23 protein-coding genes are annotated in these 22,183 nt (G+C 67.5%); 4 read left to right on the top strand and 19 right to left on the bottom strand.

The genetic code is table 11. From position 1 onward, the window contains the following. A partial coding sequence (locus MKK68_RS29930) for a KUP/HAK/KT family potassium transporter (RefSeq protein ID WP_409567236.1) occupies positions 1–137 on the top strand: 137 nt, incomplete at its 5' end. 68 nt (positions 138–205) lie between these two features. Here MKK68_RS29930 and MKK68_RS12985 read toward each other — a convergent pair. Together MKK68_RS12985 and MKK68_RS12980 are read right to left on the bottom strand one after the other, a co-directional pair. Continuing rightward, complete coding sequence (locus MKK68_RS12985) at positions 206–436, bottom strand: hypothetical protein (protein WP_244030610.1); 231 nt, start codon at positions 434–436, stop codon at positions 206–208. Then, the gene (locus tag MKK68_RS12980) at positions 429–854 is read right to left on the bottom strand and encodes a MerR family transcriptional regulator (RefSeq protein WP_244030609.1); all 426 of its coding nucleotides are present in this window, start codon (positions 852–854) and stop codon (positions 429–431) included. The genes MKK68_RS12985 and MKK68_RS12980 overlap by 8 nt, the downstream gene beginning before the upstream one ends. 700 nt (positions 855–1,554) lie before the next feature. Here MKK68_RS12980 and MKK68_RS12975 point away from each other — a divergent pair. Then, the gene (locus MKK68_RS12975; RefSeq protein ID WP_244030608.1) at positions 1,555–1,773 is read left to right on the top strand and encodes a hypothetical protein; all 219 of its coding nucleotides are present in this window, start codon (positions 1,555–1,557) and stop codon (positions 1,771–1,773) included. Between the two features lie 21 nt (positions 1,774–1,794). Here MKK68_RS12975 and MKK68_RS12970 read toward each other — a convergent pair whose 3' ends face one another. The 12 genes from MKK68_RS12970 to MKK68_RS12915 form a co-directional block, all read right to left on the bottom strand. Next, on the bottom strand, positions 1,795–2,040 hold the full coding sequence (locus MKK68_RS12970; RefSeq protein WP_244030606.1) for a hypothetical protein: 246 nt from the start codon (positions 2,038–2,040) through the stop codon (positions 1,795–1,797). Next, positions 2,037–3,095, bottom strand: a complete 1,059-nt coding sequence (locus MKK68_RS12965) for a helix-turn-helix domain-containing protein (RefSeq protein WP_244030604.1) — start codon at positions 3,093–3,095, stop codon at positions 2,037–2,039. Before MKK68_RS12965 ends, MKK68_RS12970 begins: the two co-directional genes overlap by 4 nt. Continuing rightward, positions 3,092–3,400: a hypothetical protein gene (locus tag MKK68_RS12960; RefSeq protein WP_244030602.1), complete on the bottom strand. Its 309-nt coding sequence runs from the start codon at positions 3,398–3,400 to the stop codon at positions 3,092–3,094. The genes MKK68_RS12965 and MKK68_RS12960 overlap by 4 nt, the downstream gene beginning before the upstream one ends. 1,212 nt (positions 3,401–4,612) lie before the next feature. Continuing rightward, positions 4,613–4,825: a helix-turn-helix transcriptional regulator gene (locus MKK68_RS12955; RefSeq protein WP_244030600.1), complete on the bottom strand. Its 213-nt coding sequence runs from the start codon at positions 4,823–4,825 to the stop codon at positions 4,613–4,615. 88 nt (positions 4,826–4,913) lie between these two features. Continuing rightward, positions 4,914–5,396, bottom strand: coding sequence for a hypothetical protein (locus MKK68_RS12950; protein ID WP_244030598.1), 483 nt, complete (start codon positions 5,394–5,396; stop codon positions 4,914–4,916). Further along, positions 5,368–6,591: a tyrosine-type recombinase/integrase gene (locus MKK68_RS12945; protein ID WP_244030597.1), complete on the bottom strand. Its 1,224-nt coding sequence runs from the start codon at positions 6,589–6,591 to the stop codon at positions 5,368–5,370. The genes MKK68_RS12950 and MKK68_RS12945 overlap by 29 nt, the downstream gene beginning before the upstream one ends. A gap of 235 nt (positions 6,592–6,826) precedes the next feature. Beyond that, positions 6,827–7,729 carry a LysR family transcriptional regulator gene (locus tag MKK68_RS12940; protein WP_147726817.1) on the bottom strand — a complete coding sequence of 301 codons (903 nt, stop codon included), beginning with the start codon at positions 7,727–7,729 and terminating at the stop codon, positions 6,827–6,829. A gap of 58 nt (positions 7,730–7,787) precedes the next feature. Then, complete coding sequence (locus MKK68_RS12935; RefSeq protein ID WP_147726816.1) at positions 7,788–9,443, bottom strand: OFA family MFS transporter; 1,656 nt, start codon at positions 9,441–9,443, stop codon at positions 7,788–7,790. Positions 9,444–9,585: 142 nt separating this feature from the next. Next, a complete protein-coding gene (locus MKK68_RS12930; protein WP_147726813.1) occupies positions 9,586–9,879 on the bottom strand; it encodes a formate dehydrogenase subunit delta in 294 nt (97 codons plus the stop codon). A gap of 87 nt (positions 9,880–9,966) precedes the next feature. Beyond that, complete coding sequence (fdhF, locus tag MKK68_RS12925) at positions 9,967–12,828, bottom strand: formate dehydrogenase subunit alpha (RefSeq protein ID WP_147726811.1); 2,862 nt, start codon at positions 12,826–12,828, stop codon at positions 9,967–9,969. 10 nt (positions 12,829–12,838) lie between these two features. Then, positions 12,839–14,398 (bottom strand): formate dehydrogenase beta subunit, encoded by a 1,560-nt coding sequence (locus MKK68_RS12920; protein WP_244030617.1) that lies wholly within the window; start codon positions 14,396–14,398, stop codon positions 12,839–12,841. An 8-nt stretch (positions 14,399–14,406) separates the two neighbouring features. Beyond that, complete coding sequence (locus tag MKK68_RS12915) at positions 14,407–14,880, bottom strand: formate dehydrogenase subunit gamma (RefSeq protein ID WP_147726809.1); 474 nt, start codon at positions 14,878–14,880, stop codon at positions 14,407–14,409. Between the two features lie 447 nt (positions 14,881–15,327). Here MKK68_RS12915 and MKK68_RS12910 point away from each other — a divergent pair, with 447 nt between their 5' ends. Continuing rightward, entirely contained in the window at positions 15,328–15,492 is a 165-nt protein-coding gene (locus MKK68_RS12910) for a hypothetical protein (RefSeq protein ID WP_244030596.1), read from the top strand. Between the two features lie 66 nt (positions 15,493–15,558). On the opposite strand, the gene MKK68_RS12905 is transcribed toward MKK68_RS12910, so the two are convergent. From MKK68_RS12905 to MKK68_RS29750, 5 genes are all read right to left on the bottom strand, one after another. Then, positions 15,559–16,413 carry an ABC transporter permease gene (locus tag MKK68_RS12905; RefSeq protein ID WP_243933663.1) on the bottom strand — a complete coding sequence of 285 codons (855 nt, stop codon included), beginning with the start codon at positions 16,411–16,413 and terminating at the stop codon, positions 15,559–15,561. A gap of 79 nt (positions 16,414–16,492) precedes the next feature. Continuing rightward, positions 16,493–17,125 carry a LysE family translocator gene (locus MKK68_RS12900; RefSeq protein WP_147728172.1) on the bottom strand — a complete coding sequence of 211 codons (633 nt, stop codon included), beginning with the start codon at positions 17,123–17,125 and terminating at the stop codon, positions 16,493–16,495. Positions 17,126–17,350: 225 nt separating this feature from the next. Then, the gene (locus tag MKK68_RS12895; protein WP_244030595.1) at positions 17,351–18,334 is read right to left on the bottom strand and encodes an aliphatic sulfonate ABC transporter substrate-binding protein; all 984 of its coding nucleotides are present in this window, start codon (positions 18,332–18,334) and stop codon (positions 17,351–17,353) included. A gap of 108 nt (positions 18,335–18,442) precedes the next feature. Continuing rightward, positions 18,443–18,799, bottom strand: coding sequence for a type II toxin-antitoxin system PemK/MazF family toxin (locus MKK68_RS12890; protein WP_147728174.1), 357 nt, complete (start codon positions 18,797–18,799; stop codon positions 18,443–18,445). After that, positions 18,783–19,028: an AbrB/MazE/SpoVT family DNA-binding domain-containing protein gene (locus MKK68_RS29750; RefSeq protein WP_210246691.1), complete on the bottom strand. Its 246-nt coding sequence runs from the start codon at positions 19,026–19,028 to the stop codon at positions 18,783–18,785. Before MKK68_RS29750 ends, MKK68_RS12890 begins: the two co-directional genes overlap by 17 nt. Before the next feature lie 299 nt (positions 19,029–19,327). Here MKK68_RS29750 and MKK68_RS12880 point away from each other — a divergent pair, with 299 nt between their 5' ends. Continuing rightward, positions 19,328–22,120: a [protein-PII] uridylyltransferase gene (locus MKK68_RS12880; protein WP_147843209.1), complete on the top strand. Its 2,793-nt coding sequence runs from the start codon at positions 19,328–19,330 to the stop codon at positions 22,118–22,120. The last annotated feature ends 63 nt before the right edge of the window (positions 22,121–22,183 follow it).

The following is a 22,183-nucleotide window of genomic DNA, read 5'->3' as shown; positions in this document are numbered from 1 at the left end:
CGTCGCTACGCCCCGAGCTATCCTCATGGCAGGAGCCGCTCTACGCGTTCATGGCGCGCAACGCTGTGCGGTCGCCCGACTACTACCGGATCCCGCCACCCCGCGTCGTCGAGCTGGGGACGCAGGTGGAGATGTAGGCGCAGGGATAATCAAGCGTGCCTCTGCCCTGCAGCGACTTCGCCCGAGGCTACCGGCCGCATCGCTGTTACGGATCAAGCGGCCCAGCCAATCGCTGAGCCTCCTGCAGCGCGCTGATAACGTCGCCGATTTGTGCCAGCGGGATCCGGATGCCCTTGGTGGTCTCGGTAAACCCACCCCGGCCGTCGGTGGCGGCGATGCGAAGATCAAGGCCGACGTCGCCGCGCTTCTTGCGCAGGATGACCCGAATGCTCTCGCGCGCCGATTTCCGAACCTCACCGACGATCCGATCAGTCATGGTGTGCCTCTCTGCCCTTGGCCTGAGCAAGGCACCGATCAGCAAGCGCGCGGCAGGCCGCCGAATCCGCCAGCGCCGACATCAAAGCATCCCGCTGTTCCGGTGAGAGATCGGCCAGGGCGATCCCATCACCCGGCATGTCGACATGATCGAGTGCACCGACCTGCCCCCGTCCGATGGCTCGAACGAAGTTGATGCCCCTGGTGCGGAGAACCGCCTGGGCACCTGCAATGGTGAAGCCTTGCACGTGCAGAAGCTCGCGTACGCCCCGCAGCAGCTCCACATCCTCGGGCCGGTAGTAGCGGTGGCGGCTCCGACGAATGGGACGCATCTCTGGGAACTGAACGCCCCAGAACCGGAGTACATACTGCTGGACGTCCAACTCCTCGGCGACGGCAGCGATTCCCCTGATGGTCATGCAGCCTCCCGTTGCCGGCGGGCGAGCGCTGCGGCGGCAGCGTCTAGATCTGCGTATTGGCCAACGACGATGCCGGTCGGATCGTAGGCGAAAGCGGTCTGGCCAGCCGATCGTACGACCGTTCCGAGCAACCGCCTCCGATGGAAGAGTTCGAGCCGCATGACCACATCGCTCCAATGATAGGCCTTATCTATCATCTAGACCGTTTTGATAGATAGCTTGAAAAATCTTTGGCGCGAGACAGGCGCATCCGATCCAAGCGGAAGCGCCCGGTGGTCAGATCCCGATTTTGCCGCCTCGGAAAAACGTCAAGAATTTAATTGCGAGATTTCATGCGCATGGGCATTCATCGCGATGCGGCGATGTCCAGCTACGGATGCTGGCCAGCAGCCCAGCGAGTTGCTTAGGCATTTTCTATCAGAGCACCAACGGTTGGACTTGGCCCCTACCGGCAACGGCTCGTGGCTTGATTGCCATCAAGCATGAGCGGTGAACCGAATGGGCACCTGTGGCCTGCAGGTCCGACACTCTTTGCGTTTTTTCTGAACCACTGGCCAAAATTAAATCCGCGAATGGGACCTGATGCGGTTGCCGCTCCCCTACACCGTAGACTTTCGATGCCCCCCCCGCTGCGTGGGAGAGGGCCTCATGGAACCACAGGCGGGCTTTGATCGATTCTCGCGGGTCAGAGGAGAGCACGATGTGGATCTTGGAATGGGGCGACAGCATCAACCAATCGAGCGGGCAGTGGAACCACGAGGAACACGACAGCTCTGACAAGGCATTCGATGCTGCGAAGACGAAGATTGGCATGGGCTTGGTTGCGCACGCTATCCACTCGGAAGGCGGGGTCCTTTGGATGAGCCGCGACGAGTTGCTGGATGTCGCTGGAGCCGATGAAGCTCCAGGTCCTCGGTGATCCAGGGCGGGCGCGCTGAGCCTACCCATCGCGGCGGGGATCGATCTCGGCTGCCTCGATGGCCGCGTTCAGGGCCTTCACCAGGGTATTGGCCTGACGAAGGCTGAGGTCGATCGTGTCGGTGGCCCGCTTCAGCGTGCCCGAGCCATCTCTGAGGCGGAGGTGCACCACCGGCTGGGAGTCGGCGACGTCGGCTGACACCGTCATGCGCCGGTTCCTGATCCCATCCACGCCTGCCTTGAAGCCGGAGGAATGGCGGTCGGTCATGGCGCATCCTCAGCTGCAGTGCCGGCACGACGTAGGTTGCCGACTGTGGTTGGTGAGACACCGGCCCGTCGTGCCACCTCGCGATCCGTAAGGCCCTCGGCGAGGAGGGCGATCACGTCACGGCGCTTGTCCGCGTTGGTGCGGTGAAATGGGTAGGCACCGTGTGCCTCCCCTCGCCGCTGTCCAGATTGGACAGATGGGATCGGCTGAGATTTCAGCCCATCATCTAGATCTGGATCGTGTCCATCTTGGACAGTCGGGGTCTCGGTGTCCTGGTCTCGAATGAGCGTGCCCATCCGCTCTACGTCGGCGGCGAGCCGATCGAGGAGCGCTCTCTCCTCAATCGCATCGCGGTGCCATTCCCGCTCATTCAGAATGCGCATCCAGTCGAGCCGAGACTGGAGGTCATTCAGTGACACGGCTGGCAGCGTGTCGAGGCGAAGCTCGAGGTATTCAATCCGCGCCTTCACCCATACGAAGGGGGATGCATCGGGCCAGAATGCATACTGGTCGTTTCCACGCCTCTCCCAGTAGCGCCATTCGGACAACGTCTCCCGAACTGTCGCCGGGGCTTCGTAGGCGCTGGCGACAGCTTTCTGCGCGTTGGCGGGCAGTCGTGACCAGCGACCCCCGTCCCATCCTTCGAGTGTATCCACCTCGCCGCCGATGATCGGCTTGCGGATAATCACAGGGCGGCATGCGGCCTCCAACGCCCGTTCCCGTTCGCAGGGCGCCCAGACAGCGTCTTCGCTTCCGTATTCGACCAGAAGCTCGGCCCGCCGTTCTGCACGCTGTCTCTCGCGTTCAGCCCGCTGCGCCCGCATCTCGGGGGTATTGAACAGCTCGCTGAATGCCGACGCCATCGCTTCGGCACGCGTCTTCTGCGGTGCCGGGGCGTCCAATTTGGACAGAGCCTCGTTGAGGGTCATCCCGGCTGTATCAACAAGGCTTTGCATCCGTCCTGCAGCCGCTTCCCTCTCGCCGGCGGTGGCGGCTCCATCATGCAAGGCACGGATCTTCGCGAACCGCGTGAGGTCGAGCGCTGGATGGCTCATGGGCGCGGCCCCGGGTTGTCGCTCCGCACCGGTGTCCCGATGGTCGGGGCGAACAGATCGGGCAACGCGGCTTCGATCACGCGCGTCAGCTCATTCAGGCGTCGGGTCTTCGCCTCGCATGCTGCGCCTTGAGCAACCTCGTCTCCAACCGGCATACCCGCAGGTCGGCCGAACACCACGAAGGCGTCGCCGTAGACGAAGCCCTGGAACACGATGTCGACCGCGATGATGCCGATGCGGTCGCGCAGATCGGGTGGCAGGCCGTACCATGCAGCCTCAACATCGAATTGGCCTGGGACCGTCATGCTGCCCTCCCGTGCTGATCGCCGCGTGGTTCGGATCGAGCGCCACAGGTCTGCCCGGCACCCCTCGTAGGCGGCTGCTCATCGCCTTCCGTGACCGCAGCGTTCCTCGTCTTGCCACTGTGCGAAGGCACGTCAGCGCCAACGCCCGGATAGTCACTGCCGAGTCTCGCTGGACCCGGTTCGGTATGTGTTCTTTTTGGAGCCACGCCGTGAGACAGGTCTGTCGCTGCATTCTGTGAGAAGAGAACGCGGGTGGACACACCTGTCTCACGCTGCCGATACCAAGTGGCGCGACTGACCCCCGCTCGGATCCAAGGCTTCTCCCGAGCGGTCGATCGCTCCTCATACAGTTGGCGAGATATGCACCCGCGCTGAACCCGCTTCCGCTCTCGATCGCGTTGCTGCCTCGCCTCCTTCTGTCTGGCGATCCGATCCACCCTCGGCTCGTCGATCGCCTCGATCTGCGTGATCCCGAATTCCTCACGCTCTGCCGACGTCATGGCTAGCAGGCGGCCAACTGCGGCCGCGCTCATCACCTTCTGTCCATGGGCGATTTGGTGGCGCGATACGCCCTGGATGATCGTTTCCAGCTCGGCATCACCGAACGCGCCAAGGTCGGCGCGCTTGATCGTGTGGCTGAGGGACTCAAAGTCTAACCCGAACCACCTCAGAAACCGCTGGCGTCGCGGTATCACGTAAGGCCCAGCGGGAACTCCGCCGAGTGTGGATGCCAACGCGAAGGCAAAGTTGCCGGGATCAACCGAGAGGCCGCGATGCCGGCGTTGAATTGCCAGCTTGATGATGTCAGCAAGCCGGAATGCCGCGCGAGCACGTCTCGTCTTCCAATCGAGTGGGAAAACTTTGACGTTCTCTGTTGGCGAGGCCGTAGCGGCGCTGTATGTTGAGGGGGCTTTCCCAAGCAAACCAGAACTTGATTTTGAGAGGCGGCCGTTCCCAGCGACCGCCTCTCGCGTTCTAGGGTGCTCTTCGCCCCGTAGCGGGGCGGTGTTCATGTTGCGGGCTCGCTTCCAGATCTGTTGTTGGCGTTGAAGGCATGGATTGCGCCGATGGCCTCCTTACGGCCGGTAAATGTCCCCAGCACTGAACCGTCGGGCCGGTATGCCGTGACTCCGGATACCGAACCTCGCACGTGACCGAGGAGGCGATTCCCGGCGTAGACCGACTGGTCCCCGGGGAGAGTACCAGGCCGTCTCACGCGGCCACCTTGGAGCCCGCTGTGCCAATCGGCTGCAGCGAGGCCTCCCACACGTCGAGGTCGGCTGAGCGCCAAGCCACGAGTTGCGCGCTGATTTTTACCGGGGCGGGGAAGCTGCCTTCGTTCACCCGCCGCCACACCGTCGTGCGGCTCAAGCCGGTCCGCTGATGCACCTCAGGCCAGCGAACCAATCCCTTTTTCTGTTCCATCGCGTCGCTCCTTTTGTCGGGCGACACGGACAATGTGCAGGCTTTTTCAGCCTGTCATAGGACTTCTGGGAGGTCCCCAAATGTCCAACTATGGATTTTTGCCCCCACCCAATTGTTCAACTTTGCGGGCCTTCTCTTTCTGCCAAATCCGCTTCACCTGCGCGACGGCAGCCTCGAAGCTGGCGGCGTTCACATGATTGCTCACCACCACAGTCGCGCACGCCTCTCGAATGCTTTTTCCTCTTGCGAGCAAGTTCGCGACTTGGCTGTGATAATCTGGGGGAGGGAGATCATCTAAAGGGCGAAAATCTTTCTTCCAATTACCACGCCCGTCTGTAAGCCCATACTCAGCACAAGCATCCGATATGATCTTTCTCGCGGCTAGGAACCTATTATCAAAAGTGAGACTTTGAAGGACTATAAGTTCGTTAAAGAAATCTGTGCACCCAACGATGTGTGACGGCGACTTCTCGTTGAGCGCGTCATTTGCCTTGCGAACGTTCCATTTTCTTGCCAGATCGTTAAAGCTTCCCATTTCAGGCTCAATCTTTGGCGGATGGGGCAAGGCCACCTGAGGTGACGACCTCGAAGATCATTTTCAACTTCGTATCCAGCGCTTCGAGAGCTCGCTTTTTCTGCGGCAGGTAGTCGTGCTGATCGTATGTTGAGCCCGTAACGGTGGCCTTTGTCGTCGACGCATGGTTGAGGACGTAGGCGATCGTCATGCGATCTATCTCGAGGCGCCCCAACAAGGTTGCCGCGGTGCGCCGGAGGTCATGCGGTGTGGCGCCAGTCTCAAAGATGCCCTCCCGCAGGCGCTCGAAGGCCTTCGCCATGTTCTGCGGTGAGAGTGCTCGCCCACGCGGGCTGAGGATCAGTGGGCCAGCCCGGGTCTCAGCACAGAGGCGGACGGCGATGGCCAGAGCTTCGCCCACGAGAGGAATCGAGTGAGCTCGCTTGTTCTTGGTGCGCGCCACCGGAAGTGACCACGTTCCCTTCACGAGGTCGACCTCCTCAGCTCGGATCCCAGCGCACTCGCCAGGGCGCTGGCCGGTAAGGAGGATCAGTCTGAAGGCATCCCTGTAGGCCGGCGCTGAGTTGGCACTCGCGTACCAAAAGGCCTTGATCTCCGCATCCGAAAGCACCCGGTCCTTCGGCACCTCGGCATGCCGCTGCTTCAGCCCGGTGACGGGATTCGATTGAACGAGCCCCTCGCTCACGGCCCAGGAATAGACCGAGGAGAGGGTCTGCAGATTGCGGTTCGACACCACGGGTGCCCGTGTGGCGATCTTGTCGATCAGGTTGGCGACCTCGCCGCGGGTGAGCTCCTGAGCAAGCCGATGGCCAAGAGCCGGGACGACGTCGCGCTTGAGGAGGCCCTCGTAGTCGCGCCATGACCGGAGCTTCTTCTTCGCGTGCTGCTCGATGAAGCGTTCGATGAGGCCGGCCACGGTGAGGGCTTCACGGCGCTCCTTGGCGGCGGCTACCGGGTCGCCGCCGTCTTGGACTAGCCGACGGAGTGCCAGCGCCTTCTCTCGGGCCTGTAACAGGCTCCAGGCGGGATAGTCACCGATCGTGAACCGTCGCTGCTGAGCAGTTCCCCGAGGCCGGTAGACGAAGCTCCAGGCCTTCGTGCCGGCAGACACCCGGAGGCACAGACCGCGGGCCTTCGCGTCGTAGATCATCAGGCGCTGGCCAGCCTCGGGCTTGAGCGAGCGAACTTCGACATCGGTCAGGTTTTTTGCAGCCAAGAGTGAACTCGCCATCCCGAGGACGGGTCACGTCCGGGTCACGAAAATACGATACTGCACGGAATTATCTGAAACAAGCTGATACGCAAAGAGAAGCGGTATCAGTGCTTTAGCCGTTTCGTCTGATTGCACTAAATTTCATTGGATTTGATCGAAGATCAAGTAAGCGTTTCGGTCCGGCAGCCCGGATCGGACGACGAGGCCGCCCCCGACCGGGGCGGCCTTTTTCGTGCACGCCGGTGCGGCGCTCCTACAGGTCCGGCGCGTCGAGCGTCTTCGCCAATGTCCGCGCGATGGCGACCAGCGCCGTGATCATCGGGGTGGAGGGCTCGCGCCGCGGCGCCACCAGGCCGATCGTGTGCTCCAGCTCCGGCGCGACGATCGGGATCGCGCGCACGCCGACCATCGGCCCGAGGGCGTCGGCGAGGATCGCCGGCATCACGCTCGCCCACTTGAGCGTGCGGACATGGGTCATCAGCACGATCATCGAGTTCGATTCGAGCGAGGCCGAGGGCTCGCCGCCCGCGTCGCGGATCTGCTGGTCGATGATGCGCCGGTTCTGCATGTTCGGCGTGAGCAGGCACAGCGGCAGGCGGCCGATCTCGGCCCAGGTCACCGAGGCGCGTGCGTCGAAGGCGCCGCCTTCCGCGGTCAGCAGCCGGTAGCGCTCGCGGTAGAGCGGCACCGAGATCACCCGGCCGAGCGGCTCGTTGTCGAGGTAGGTCAGGCCGGCATCGGCCTCCAGGTTCTCGATCAACGAGAAGATGTCGGCCGAGGTGGTCGATTCCACCGTCAGCCGCACGTCGGGGTGCTTCTCGCGGTAGGGCGTGGTGAGGTTGGCCACCATCGGCAACGCGGTCGGGATCGCGGCGATGCGCAGGTGCCCGGTGAGGCCGCGGCGCAGGCCCGCCACGTCCTCGTGCATGGCGCGGCTGTCGGCGACGATGCGCCGGCCCCATTCGAGCACGCGCTCGCCCTCCGGGGTGAAGCCCTGGAAGCGCGAGCCGCGCCGCACCAGCTGCACCCCGAAGCGGTTCTCGAGCTGCTTCACCCCCGCCGACAGGGTCTGCTGGGTGACGCCGCAGGTCTCGGCGGCGCGCCCGAAATGCTGCTCCCGCGAGAGCGCGAGCAGGAAGTCGAGCTTGTCGATCATGGCACCCTCCCCGGCGGCGTGCCGGGAAGGCTATACCCATTCGGCCGACCGCGCCCGCTCAGCGGAACAGGATCAGCGCCTTGGCCAGCGTCGTCCACACGCCCCAGGCGATCGGGATGCCGACGACGGCCCAGGCGGCGAGCGCCGCCAGGCCGAAGCCGCCGCGGCCGATGCCGAAGGAGCCCGAGGGGATCGTCCCCGCCGCGCCCCGGCTGTTCAGCGCCGCCACGTCGGCGTCCGACATGAACCACTTGGCCTTGAGCGGGCGCACCAGCAGGTTGGCGACGAAGCCGAGCGCCAGCATGCCGGCGAGGATGTACATGGTGCCGTCGTAGAGGCGCGAGCCGGCGACGCCGGCATCGACCTGCGCCTGGCGGATGTAGTTGACCACCACCGGCCCGACGATGCCGGCCGTCGACCACGCGGTGAGCAGCCGCCCGTGGATCGCGCCGACGAACTGCGTGCCGAAGATGTCGGCGAGATAGGCCGGCACCGTGGCGAAGCCGCCGCCGTACATCGACAGGATGACGCAGAACGCGAGCACGAACAGCGCCTGCGAGCCTGCGGCGGCGAAGGACGGCGCACCGGCATAGAGCGCGATGCCGAGCGCGAAGAAGATCGCGTAGGTGGTCTTGCGCCCGAGCTTGTCCGACATCGAGGCCCAGAAGAAGCGGCCGCCGATGTTGAACAGCGACAGCAGCCCGACGAAGCCCGCCGCGATCGCGGCGACCTGCGCCTTCTGGCCGGCCTCGAGGGCGGAAAAGCCGACATCCGGCGCGCCGACGAGGCGGCCGCCGAAGATCTCCTGCAGCATCGGCGAGGCGATGCCGATGACGCCGATCCCGGCCGAGACGTTGAGGCACAGCACCGCCCAGATCAGCCAGAACTGCGCGGTCTTGTGCGCGTCGTCGAGGTGGACCTGGCCGTTGGTGATCATCCCCGCCTTGGCCGGCGCCGGGCTCCAGCCCTCGGGCTTCCAGCCGGCCGGCGGCACGCGGTAGCCGAGCGCGCCGGCCATCATGAACACGAAGTAGCCGGCGGCCATCACCAGGAAGGTCTGCCACACGCCGACCGAGGTCGGCGACTTGAACGCGTCCATCAGCATCGCCGCCAGCGGCGAGCCGATCAGCGCGCCGCCGCCGAACCCCATGATCGCCATGCCGGTGGCCATGCCGCGCCGGTCCGGGAACCACTTGATCAGGGTCGAGACCGGCGAGATGTAGCCGAGCCCGAGGCCGATGCCGCCGATCACGCCCGAGCCGAGCCACATCATCCAGAGCTGATGGGTGACGATGCCCAGCGCCGAGATCGCCATGCCGCCGCACCAGCACAAAGCCGCGGCGATGCCGGCCTTGCGCGGCCCCGCCCGCTCGAGCCAGCCGCCAAACACCGCGGCCGAGGCCCCGAGGAAGACGAAGAACAGGGTGTACATCCAGCCGAGATCGGCCACCCGCCAATCGCAGGTGGTGGTCACCAGCGCGGTCGCCAGCGACATGTCCGGGCAGGCCTTCGACGCGGTGATGCCGAGGGCGCGCGAGAGCGGCAGCCAGAACACCGAGAAGCCGTAGGCCATGCCGATGCAGAGGTGGATCGCCAGGGCCGCCGGCGGCACGAGCCAGCGGTTGAACCCGGGTTTCGCGACGATGTATTCGCGCGACAACCAGGATGTCGGCCGCTCGCGCAGCAAGGTGACGTCGGCGGTCCGTGCGGTCATCGGTGAGGTTCCCCCGAAGCGGCCCTGTTGAGCGGGCCGTCAATCGAGGTGAATTCTAAGGATTGAATTCAAGCGCGACTATGCGCGGATGTCGACGAGTCGGACGTTTCATCCGTCCGATCATGACAAAACCGCGTCGGCGTCAACCGGCGTCGCTCGCACCTTCGCCGAGCTTCTGCGGATCGCGGGTGGCGGACCGCACCGGGCTCTCGGCCTCGGTCCGGCCCTCGCGCATCGCGCGGACCACGAGCGGGTCGACCCGCTCGCCCATCGCCGGCAGGCAGGCCTCGAGGCTCGCGAGCATCTTCGGGGTCCAGAACGCGACCACGTGCTTGTGGATGCCGGTCACCGCCTCGTCATCCGGGTAGGACCGGAAGAAGGACGCGATCTGGTTGGCCATCCGTACCAGCTTCTCGTCGCTCGTCAGCGCGCTCATCGAAAACCTTTGCTTGCCTGCGTTGCCGAACGATGCGCGAGCAGCGCGTGTCCCTCCCCCGCAGAGGGGGGAGGGAAAGGCCTGCCGCTACTCCGCCGCGTCGAGCTGCTGCGCGATGCGGGTGAGCGAGAAGTCCTCCTCGTAGAACTTCGCCTGCCAGTCCGACGGGCGGTTGGTGCGCCGGACCTGCACCGCCGTGACCTTGTACTCGGGGCAGTTGGTCGCCCAGTCCGAGAAGTCCGTCGTGATGACGTTCGCGCCGGTCTTGGCGTGGTGGAAGGTGGTGTAGACCACGCCCGGCTGCATCCGCTCGGTGATGCGCGCCTTGAGCGCGATGTCGCCGGACCGGCTCTCCAGCGAGACCAGGTCGCCGTCGACCACGCCGCGGACCTCGGCGTCGAACGGGTGGATCTCCAGCACGTCCTCCTCGTGCCAGCGCGAGTTCTCGGTGCGCCGGGTCTGCGCGCCGACATTGTACTGCGACAGGATCCGGCCGGTGGTGAGGATGAGCGGGAACTTCGCCCCCGTGCGCTCCTCGGTGGCCACGAACTCGGTGATCATGAACCGGCCGAGGCCGCGCACGAACCGGTCGACGTGCATCATCGGCGTGCCCATCGGCGCCTTGTCGTTGCAGGGCCACTGCACCGAGCCGAGCTCGTCGAGCTTGGCGAAGGAGACGCCGGCGAAGCTCGGCGTCAGCGCCGCGATCTCGTCCATGATCTCCGACGGATGGCTGTAGTCCATCTCGTAGCCCAGCGCCTTGGAGAGCAGGATCGTGCCCTCCCAGTCGCCGTAGCCGCCCATCGGCGGCATCACCTTGCGCACGCGCGAGATCCGGCGCTCGGCGTTGGTGAAGGTGCCGTCCTTCTCCAGGAACGAGGCGCCCGGCAGGAAGACGTGGGCGTACTTGGCGGTCTCGTTCAGGAACAGGTCCTGGATAACGATGCACTCCATCGCCATCAGGCCGGACGTGACGTGGTGGGTGTCCGGGTCCGACTGGGCGATGTCCTCGCCCTGGATGTACATGCCCTTGAAGGCGCCATCGACGGCCTCGTCGAGCATGTTGGTGATGCGCAGGCCCGGCGCGTTGTCGAGCTTGGCCCCCCAGAGCGCCTCGAAGCTCTCGCGGGTGGCGTCGTCCGAGACGTGGCGGTAGCCCGGCAGCTCGTGCGGGAACGAGCCCATGTCGCAGGAGCCCTGGACGTTGTTCTGGCCGCGCAGCGGGTTCACGCCGGCGCCGAGCTTGCCGATGTTGCCGGTGGCCATGGCGATGTTGGCCATGCCCATCACCATGGTCGAGCCCTGGCTGTGCTCGGTGACGCCGAGGCCGTAGTAGATGCCGGCGTTGCCGCCGGTGGCGTAGAGCCGGGCGGCGGCGCGGAGCTCAACGGGGTCGATGCCGGTGTATTGCGCCTGCGCCTCCGGCGAGTGGCGCTCGTCGGCGATGAAGCGGGCCCAGGACTCGAACTCGGCGAGGTCGCAGCGCTCGCGCACGTAGGCCTCGTCGATCAGCCCCTCGGTGACGATCACGTGCGCCATCGAGTTGATGAAGGCGACGTTGGAGCCGGGCTTCAGCGGCAGGTGGTGCGTCGCCTTGATGTGGGGCGACTTCACCAGGTCGATCTTGCGCGGGTCGGCGACGATGAGCTTGGCGCCCTGGCGCAGGCGCCGCTTCATCCGCGAGCCGAAGACCGGGTGGCCGTCGGTCGGGTTGGCGCCGATCACCAGGATCACGTCGGACTGCTCGACCGACTTGAAGTCCTGCGTGCCGGCCGAGGTGCCGAGCGTCGACATCAGGCCGTAGCCGGTCGGCGAGTGGCAGACGCGGGCGCAGGTGTCGACGTTGTTGTTGCCGAAGGCGGCGCGCACCAGCTTCTGGACGAGGTAGGCCTCCTCGTTGGTGCAGCGCGACGAGGTGATGCCGCCGACCGAGTCCCGGCCGTAGGTCGCCTGGATGCGCTTGAACTCGGAGGCCGCGCGGCCGATCGCCTCCTCCCACGACACCTCGCGCCACGGATCCGTGATCTTCTCGCGGATCATCGGCTTGGTGATGCGGTCCTTGTGGGTGGCGTAGCCGTAGGCGAAGCGGCCCTTGACGCAGCTGTGGCCCTCGTTGGCCTTGCCGCCCTTGTAGGGCACCATGCGGATGATCTTGGTGCCCTGCATCTCCGCCTTGAACGAGCAGCCGACGCCGCAATAGGCGCAGGTCGTGACCTCCGAATGCTCGGGCTGGCCGTGCTCGTGGATCGACTTCTCCTGGAGCGTCGCGGTCGGGCAGGCCTGCACGCAGGCGCCGCAGGACACGCACTCGGATTCCATGAAGTTGGTGTTGCCGGCCGCCACGCGGCTGTCGAAGCCGCGGCCCTCGATGGTGAGCGCGAAGGTGCCCTGCACCTCCTCGCAGGCGCGGACGCAGCGGTTGCAGACGATGCACTTCGACGGATCGTAGGTGAAGTACGGGTTCGACTCGTCCTTCGGCAGGTACTTCTCGGCGGTGGGCACGACGTGGTTGTCGCCGTCGTAGCCGTAGCGCACGTCGCGCAGGCCCACGATCCCGGCCATGTCCTGCAGCTCGCAGTCGCCGTTGGCGGCGCAGGTCAGGCAGGTCAGCGGGTGGTCGGAGATGTAGAGCTCCATCACGCCCTTGCGGAGCTTGGCGAGCTTGTCGGTCTGCGTCCGCACCACCATGCCGTTTTCGGCCGGCGTGGTGCAGGAGGCCGGCGTGCCGCGCCGCCCCTCGATCTCCACGAGGCAGAGGCGGCAGGAGCCGAACGGCTCCAGCGAGTCCGTCGCGCACAGCTTCGGGATCTGCGTGCCCGCCGTCATCGCGGCGGCCATCACCGACGTTCCGGCCGGGACGGTGACGTCCATGCCGTCGATGCTCAGCGTCACCGTCTGATCGCTGACGCGGATCGGGGTGCCGTAGTCGATCTCTTTGATGAGGGCCATGGACGCCTCCCTATTCCGCCGCGACGGGCAGGTCGCCCGCGCGCGAAAAGTCTTCGGGGAAATGGGTGATCGCGCTCATCACGGGCATCGGCGTGAGCCCGCCCATGGCGCAGAGCGAACCGTCGGTCATGACCTCGCAGAGGTCGGCGATGACGGTGAGGTTCCTCTCCGGGCTGATCCCGGCGATGACCTTGTCCATCGTCTCGACGCCGCGGGTCGCGCCGATGCGGCACGGGGTGCACTTGCCGCAGGATTCCGTGGCGCAGAACTCGAAGGCGAAGCGGGCCTGCTTCGCCATGTCGACGGTGTCGTCGAACACGACGATGCCGCCGTGGCCGACGAGACCCTTGTTGGCCGCCATCGCCTCGTAATCGAGGGGCGTGTCGAGCAGGTGATCGGGGAAGTAGGCCCCGAGCGGGCCGCCAACCTGCACCGCGCGGACCGGCCGGCCGGAGAAGGTGCCGCCGCCGTAGCCCTCGATCACCTCGCGCAGCGTGATGCCGAAGGCGGTCTCGATCAGCCCGCCGTGCTTCACGTTGCCGGCGAGCTGGATCGGCAGGGTGCCGAGCGAGCGGCCCATGCCGTAATCGGCGTAGGCCTTAGCGCCGTGCTCCAGGATCCAGGGCGTCGCCGTGAAGGTCATCACGTTGTTGACGAGCGTCGGCTGGCCGAGGAAGCCCTTCAGCGCCGGGATCGGCGGCTTGGCGCGGACGATGCCGCGCTTGCCCTCGAGGCTCTCCAGCAACGAGGTCTCCTCGCCGCAGATGTAGGCGCCGGCGCCGAGCCGGACCTCGAGGTGGAAGCTCTTGCCCGAGCCCATCACGTCGTCGCCGAGGACGCCCGCCGCGATGCCGTTGGCGATGGCCTCCTTCAGCGTCGCGAAGGCCTGCGGGTACTCGGAGCGCAGGTAGATGTAGCCCCGAGTCGCGCCGACGGCGACGGCGGCGATGGTCATGCCCTCGATGAGGTTGAAGGGGTCGCCCTCCATCATCATCCGGTCGGCGAAGGTGCCGGAATCGCCCTCGTCGGCGTTGCAGACCACGTATTTCTGGTGCGACCGCGCCAGCATCACCGTGTTCCACTTGATGCCGGCGGGAAAGCCGGCGCCGCCGCGGCCGCGCAGGCCGGATTCGCGGACCTCGCCGACGGTGCCCTCGGGGCCGAGCCGCAACGCGGCCTCGAGGCCGCGATAGCCGCCATGGGCCTTGTAGTCGTCGACCGAGACCGGATCGATCACGCCGCAGCGGTGGAAGGTGAGTCGCTGCTGGCGGGCCAGGAACGGGATCGCCTCCGGGTCGCCGAGGCGGAGCGGGTGGTCGCCGCCCTCCGCCAGGCCGGCATCGAGGAGCGCGTCGACGTCGGCGGGCGTCACCGGGCCGTAGGCGACGCGGCCCTCTGGGGTCGCGACCTCGACCATCGGCTCGAGCCAAAACAGGCCGCGCGAGCCGGTGCGGACGATCGACACGTCGAGGCCGCGGCGCTCGGCGCCGGAGAACAGCGCGCGGGCGACGCGGTTGGCGCCGAGGCCGAGGGCCACGGCGTCACGGGGGACGTAGAGGGTGATGCTCATGGGGGTGCTCATGCGCGCGCCTCGCTGAGGGCCGCGTCGAGGCTGTCGGCGGTGAGGCGTGCGATCGGCTCGCCGTCCACCAGCGCCGCCGGGGCGTTGGAGCACAGGCCGAGGCAGTAGACCGGCTCGACCGTCGCGTTCCCGTCGGCGGTGGTGCCGTGCCAGCCGGTGCCGAGGCGCGACAGGATCTCGGCGTGCAGCCGGTCCGAGCCCATGGCCTGGCAGGCCTCGGCGCGGCACAGCTTCACCGCGTGCCGGCCGGTCGGGTGGGCGCGGAAGTCGTGATAGAAGGTGATGCAGCCGTGGACCTCGGCCCGCGACAGGTTGAGCGCATCGGCGATCAGCGGCACCGCGCCGGCATCGACGTAGCCGAAGGTCTCCTGCAGCGCGTGCAGGATCGGAAGGGTGGCGCCTTCCAGGTGACGGTGCTCGGCGATGATCCCGGAAGCGCGCTGCGCATCCCAGGGCTCGAAACGCGGCATGATTTCCTGCCCAGATTGTTCCCGTTCTAAGTGGCGACTGGAACAGAAATGCCGATTGCATTCAATCGTGCAGATCGGTCGCTCGACAAAGGTCTTCTGTCGAAATCGGGGTCCGGCCCTCTGCTTCCCTACGGACGAACCCACGAGCGCGGCATTTTCAACGCGTCCGATTTGTCATGCTGCACCGCAACAGAACGGAGCCTCGGAGTGCACGTCATGCTGCCGTGCAATAAACTACCGGTTCGCATCCCGGCCTCAACCCTCGGATGGTTCGGCCCGCGGTCGTCTGCAACCATCGACGGGCACACCGAAACTTTCTTTTCGCCGGCATGAAACCCTGGACCAAAGCACGACTTGACAAGCCCTAAGGGCAGTCTTGGAGCTGTCCGTCAGGCTTACGACGGCGCTGGCAACGGGATGAATAGGGCGCCGAAGGTGACGAATTCCATGGTCAAGAGCGATCTCCACCCGCCGCATTCCGGGCCCGGGTCCGATCCGGTGCTCTACGGGGTGGCCGCCGGGCTCGCCGAGCTGTTCCCGCCGGTGACGACGCACCCGCGCCCGGTCCACGATCGCGACCGGGCCGAGACCGACGAGCCCGACCAGGACTGAGGCGACGCGCCCCGAGCGCGAAACCCGACGCGTCTCCCGTCGGAGCGCGTCCCGCGGCGATCGTGATCAGAGCGCGTCCCGCGCCGTGTCCTGCCAGCGCACCAGCGGGGTCGTGAGCGCCACCAGCAAAGCATCGGCGAGCTTGCCCGCCACCGCGAAGGCGATGATCGCGGCGAGGATCTGCTCGGGCTTGGAGAATTGCTGGCCGTCGATCAGCAGGTAGCCGAGACCTTCGGACGCTCCCATCAGCTCGGCCGCGACCACGAACAGGAAGCCGAGCCCGAGGCCGGTGCGCAAGGCCGTGACGGTGGCCGGCAGCACCGCGGGCAGCAGGATGCGCCGCACCTGCGCCGCCCGCGACAGCCGGAAGATCCGCCCGACCTCGACGAGCTTGCGGTCGACCGAGGCGATGGCGCCCGCGACCCCGACATAGACGGGGAAGAACACCCCGACCGCGATCAGCATCACCTTCGGCGTCTCGAGGATGCCGAACCACAGGATGAACAGCGGCACCCAGGCGAGCGACGGCACCGCGCGCAACGCCTGCAGGCTCGGGTCGACGAGCCGGCGCAGGGTCGGCAGGGTCGCGGTCAGCGCGCCCGCGACGATCCCCGCCGCCGCGCCGAGCGCGAAGCCGAGGCCGACGCGCACCAGCGTCGCGGAGACGTGCATCCACAGGTCGCCCGAGCGGGCGAGCTCCCACAGCGTCGCCGCGATCCGGCTCGGCGGCGGCAGCAGCCGCCCCTGCGCCAGGCCGGCACGGACCGCCGCCTCCCAGCCCAGAGCCAGCGCCAGCGGAAGCAGGAGGCCGAGGCCGGCCCGGCCCAAGCGCGGGGAGACCGCGCGTCCGGCCCGTGGGGCGGCGCTTGGCGCGAGGTTGGAAGCGGCGTTCGCCGCCGGAGCGGCCGCGGGTCCGGTCATCGGGCGTAGAGCTCGGAAAGGTGTGGCATCGGACCGTCGGGAGCTGGAGGGTCGGCGGCCCTATAGCACCGCCGCGGGCTCAGCGCCGCGCCTCGGTCGCCATCCGCACCGCGAGGCCGGCGAGCACGGTGCCCATCAGCCAGCGCTGCGCCACCATCCAGGCCGGGCGCCCGCCGAGGAAGCCGGCCACCGACCCGGCGGTGACGGCGAGCAGCGCGTTCACGCCGACGCTGATCCCGGTCTGCACCGACCCCAGCACCAGCGATTGCACCAGCACGCTGCCGTGCCCCGGCGTGATGAACTGCGGCAGCAGCGACAGGTACATCACCGCGATCTTCGGGTTGAGGAGGTTCGTCAGGAACCCCATCGCGAACAGCCGCCGCGGCCCGTCGGGCGGCAGCATCCGCGGCTGGAACGGCGAGCGCCCGCCCGGCCGCACCGCCTGCCAGGCCAGCCACAGCAGGTAGAGCGCGCCGGAAAGGCGCAGGGCGTCGTAGGCGAAGGGCACGGCGAGCAGCAGCGCGGTGATGCCGAAGGCCGCCGCCAGCATGTAGACGAGATACCCCGCCGCGACCCCGCCGAGCGAGACCAGCCCGGCGCCCGCCCCCTGCGAGAGCGAGCGCGAGACCAGGTAGACCATGTTCGGCCCCGGCGTCAGCACCATGCCGAGGGAGACCAGCGCGAAGGCGAGGAGGTTCGTGATCTCGGGCATGCCTCCGGTCGCTCCTGCTGTGTGCGTCGACCGAACCGTGGGCATATCGCGGCGCGGGCCCCCTCTCCCAAGGGGAGAGGGACAGGGTGAGGGGTGTGACCTTTCCGTCTGAGGCACGCCCCTCATCCCACCCTTCTCCCCCTGGGAGAAGGAGCCGCGCTGCGGATCGCGCGGACGATACGGCTCTGCGACGAACGATGCGAGCGGGGCTCGATACGCCCTCGCCTACCGCGCCGGGTTGAAGCGCGTGTCGATCAGCCCGTCGACGGCGGCGGCGACGTCGGTGCCGGCGGGGATGATGCCGGCCTGCTGCAGGGCGAGGCCGGCCGCCTGGATCGAGGCCGCCTGGGCCTTGCCGACCGCCGGCTCGGAAAGGTCGGTGCGGGCGACCTGCCGGGCGATCACCGGCTCGGGTAGCTTCGTCGCGGCGACCAGGGCCGCCTTCAGCGCGTCCGGGTTCTGGATCGCGAACAGCCGCGCCCGCTCGTAGGCGGCGATCACGGTGCGGACGAGCTCGGGGTTCTCCTGGGCGAACGCCTCGCGCACGTCGAGCAGGCCCCAGGTGTTGGCGCTCGCGTCGCGGAAGAACAGCACGTCGTCGTTCTCGATCTCGGCCGCGGCCATCATCGGGTCGAGGCCGGCCCAGGCGTCGACGTCGCCGCGGTCGAGCGCCGTGCGGCCGTCGGCGTGCTGGAGCAGGACGAGCTTGGCGTCGCGCTCGGTCAGGCCCGCGCCCTGGAGGGCGCGGATCAGGAAGATGTGCGGGTCGGTGCCGCGGGTCACGGCGATGCGCTTGCCCTTCAGGTCGGCGACCCGGGCGATGCCGCTGTCCTTGCGGGTGACGAGCGCGGTCCATTCCGGCCGCGAGAAGGCGTAGACCGCCTTGATCGGGTTGCCGTTGATGCGCGCCACGAGGGCGGCGGCGCCGGCCGAGGAGCCGACGTCGATCGCGCCGGCATTGAGGAATTCGAGCGCCTTGTTGGAGCCGAGCGACTGGACCCAGCGCACGGTGATGCCCCTCGGCTTCAGCGCCTCCTCCAAAAACCCCTTGTCCTTCAGGACCAGCCCGACCGGATTGTAGGTCGCCCAGTCCAGGCGGACCTCCTTGACCTCGGCGGCGCCGGCGGGCGCAGACAAGGCGGTGGGCAGGGCGACCGGGAGAGCGAGCGCGAGGGCGGCACCGAGAAGCGCGCGGCGGGCAAGGCGCATGAGGATAGTCCTTTTCGGATCGGGCGTTTGATCCGAGCTAGGCCGGTGCGTTCTTTATGTCAAACGACAATTCCGCAATATAGGACGCACAGCCGTGGACGATCGGCATCAACCAAGTTGCAGGAACGCTGCGATCTTCGCCTTCACGTCATCGATCACGGCCGCCGGCGCGACGTCGACGAAGCGCGCGTAGCGCTCGGCCCAGGCGAGCGGCTTGCCCTGGTCCGCAAGGACGAAGCCGTGGATCTTCAGCCCGGACGGCAGGGCCACCTCGTAAGGGTAGCCACGTCCGCGGCTGGTGACCGGACACGCGAAGCAGCGCCCGACGAGGCCGTTGTAGGACCGCGGCGTGAGGACGAGCCCGGGCCGGGTGAAGCCCTGCTCGGTCCCAAGATGCGGACTGAACTCGAGGAAGATCAGGTCGCCGAGATCAGGGCAATAGGGCGGCTCACCAGATCTCGTCACCGACCGTCCGCCCCTCGAACTGGTCGTCGTGCAGGTTCTCTTTGGTGATGCCGGCAAGCAGGCCGTCGAAGGTGTAGCGCGGCGGCTCTGCGCGCGGCGCGATGACGATCCGCCCCTCCTCGACACTCAGTTCGGCCGTGCTGCCTTCCGCAGCGCCGACGTCTCGCAGGATCTGCGCCGGAATGCGGAGGGCGAGACTGTTGCCCCATCGGGAGAACTGAACGATCACGCGCACCTCCCTGGCATGGCTATGACCAAGCTTCGAACGGCACCGTGCCGCGCTCGCATCAACGTATCGACTTCGTATATACGATCCCCGGGACGGCGCGTCAAAGCTCGCCCACCGGCACCCCGCCCGCTCCGGCGGATCCGGATCGAGCGTGGCTTCGGCGTGGCTCTTGCTCGCGGCCCCTCGCCCGAGGCCCTTCGTTGACGAGCCCCGGCTCGAGGACCCTGGCTCGACGCCGCGCGCCGGTCCGGAAGCCCGGCCCCGCTGGCAGCACCGGCAGTTCATGCTAACGGGTACCCATGTTCGATGCCGTCGCTGCCCTGGACAAGGTTCTGGATGCCCTGGATCGCGAGGCTCGTGAGCCGACGAAGCTCCGCGCCGTTCTGGTGCCGGAGCTGAAGCGGGTCATCGAGGCCGGCCACGCGGCGGCCGAGGCGCAGCTTCTGAAGGACCGGGACGGCATGCGCTGCGCCCGCGCCCTGTCGAACCTGACCGACGCGGTGGTGCGCGCGATCCACGACGCGGTGGTCTGGCGGCTCTATCCGAACGACAACCCCTCCACCGGCGAGCAGCTCGCGGTGGTGGCGACCGGCGGCTACGGCCGGGGCACGATGGCGCCGGGCTCCGACATCGATCTCCTGTTCCTGCTGCCCTACAAGCAGACCGCGTGGTCGGAGAGCGTCGTCGAGGCGATGCTCTACGTGCTGTGGGACCTCAAGCTGAAGGTCGGCCACGCCACCCGCTCGGTCGAGGAATGCCTGCGCGAGGCCCGCGCCGACATGACGATCCGCACGGCGCTCCTGGAGGCGCGCTTCCTGTTCGGCACGCGGGTGCTGTTCGAGGAGCTGGTGACGCGCTTCGACGCCGAGCTGGTGATGGGCACCGCGCACGAGTTCGTCGAGGCCAAGCTGCGCGAGCGCGACGGCCGTATCACCAAGGCCGGCTCCTCGCGCTACCTGGTCGAGCCCAACGTCAAGGACGGCAAGGGCGGCCTGCGCGACCTCAACACCCTGTTCTGGATCGCCAAGTACACCTACCGGGTTCGCGACCAGGTCGAGCTCGTCGCCGCCGGCCTGTTCACGGCGGAGGAGTACCGCCTGTTCGAGCGCTGCGACGAGTTCCTGTGGCGGGTGCGCTGCCACCTGCACTTCGTCACGCGGCGCGCGGAGGAGCGGCTGTCTTTCGGGCTGCAGCCGAAGATCGCCGAGCGCCTCGGCTTCGGGCCGCGCGGCGGGCTGTCGGGCGTCGAGCGCTTCATGAAGGCGTACTTCCTGATCGCCAAGGACGTCGGCGACCTCACCGCCATCGTCTGCGCCGAGCTGGAGGCGCGCCACGCCAAGCGCACGCCGGTGCTCGACCGCTGGATCGGCAAGTTCCGCGACCGGTTCCGCGCCACCGCGATCGAGGCGGAGGATTTCTGGCTCGACCACGGCCGGGTCAACGTCCGCGCCGAGGACGCGTTCGAGCGCGATCCGGTCAACCTCCTGCGCCTGTTCTGGCTCGCCGACCGGCACAACCTCGCGATCCATCCCGACGCCAAGCGCCTGGCGAACCGCTCCCTGCGCCTGATCGGCCACGCCCTGCGCGCCGACGAGGAGGCCAACCGCCTCTTCCTCGAGATCCTGACCTCGAAGAACTCGCCGGAATCGGTGCTGCGGCAGATGAACGAGGCCGGCGTGCTCGGCCGCTTCATCCCGGATTTCGGCCGCATCGTCGCGATGATGCAGTTCAACATGTACCACCACTTCACGGTGGACGAGCACCTGCTGCGCTCGCTCGGCGTGCTCGCGGCGATCGATTCCGGGCGCACCGAGGAGCAGTTCCCGCTGGTCTCGCGCCTGGTCAACGCGATCCACAACCGGCGCGCGCTCTACGTCGCGATCCTGCTCCACGACATCGCCAAGGGCCGGCCCGAGGACCACTCGATCGCCGGCGCGGCGATCGCGCAGAAGCTGTGCCCGCGCTTCGGCCTGACCCAGGCCGAGACCGAGACGGTGGCCTGGCTCGTCGAGCACCATCTCCTGATGTCGATGACCGCCCAGAGCCGCGACCTCTCGGACCCGAAGACCATCGAGAAGTTCGCCGCCGTGGTGCAGACGCTGGAGCGCCTGCGCCTGCTGACGATCCTCACCGTCGCCGACATCACCGCCGTCGGCCCCGGCGTCTGGACCGCGTGGAAGGGCACGCTGATCCGCACCCTCTACGACGAGACCGAGGTGGTGCTGTCGGGCGGCCATTCCGAGATCGCCCGCACCGACCGCGTCCGGCTGATCCAGATGGGCCTGCGCGAGCAGCTGCCCGACTGGTCGTCGGAGGTGTTCGACGCCTACGCCGCGCGCCACAACCAGGCCTACTGGCTGAAGGTCGACGGCGTGCGCCAGTTCAAGAACGCCGGCTTCATCCGCCAGGCGATCGAGGCCGGCCGCACCAGCGCCACCGACGTCGAGACCGATCCGGTCCGCGGCGTCACCGAGCTGACGGTGTACTCGCCCGACCACCCGCGGCTGCTGGCCATCGTCACCGGGGCCTGCGCGGCGGCCGGCGGCAACATCGTCGACGCCCAGGCCTTCACCACCAGCGACGGCTTCGCCCTCGATTCGATCTTCATCTCCCGCGCCTTCGAGCGCGACGAGGACGAGATGCGCCGCGGCCGGCGCATCACCGCCTCGATCGAGCGCTCGCTCAAGGGCGAGATCAAGATCGCCGAGCTCGTGGCCGACAAGCACCCGCCCTCCGCCGGCCGGGCCAAGACCTTCCTGGTCCCGCCGGACGTGGCGATCGACAACGCGCTGTCCAGCCGCGAGACGGTGGTCGAGGTCACCGGTCTCGACCGGCCGGGCCTGCTCTACGAGCTGACCACGGCGCTGAACCGCCTCAACCTCAACATCACCTCGGCGCATGTCGCGACCTTCGGCGAGCGGGCGGTGGACGTGTTCTACGTCACCGACCTGACCGGCACCCGCGTCACCCAGCCCGACCGCCAGGCGGCGATCCGCAGCGCGGTGATGGAGGTCTTCGCCGGCGACGTGGCGGTGATGAAGGCCGAAGGGCTCGAGGCGCTCGTCGCCGCGCCGCCGCCGCGGGAGGCGTGATGTGCTTCGCCGGGTTGATTTCGCGGCCCGCGCGCCTGATATCAACGCCGACCCCGAAATCAC

It is taken from the genome of Methylobacterium sp. E-016 (genome assembly GCF_022829745.1).
Lineage (GTDB): Bacteria > Pseudomonadota > Alphaproteobacteria > Rhizobiales > Beijerinckiaceae > Methylobacterium.
This window is presented reverse-complemented; position numbering and strand designations above follow the sequence as displayed.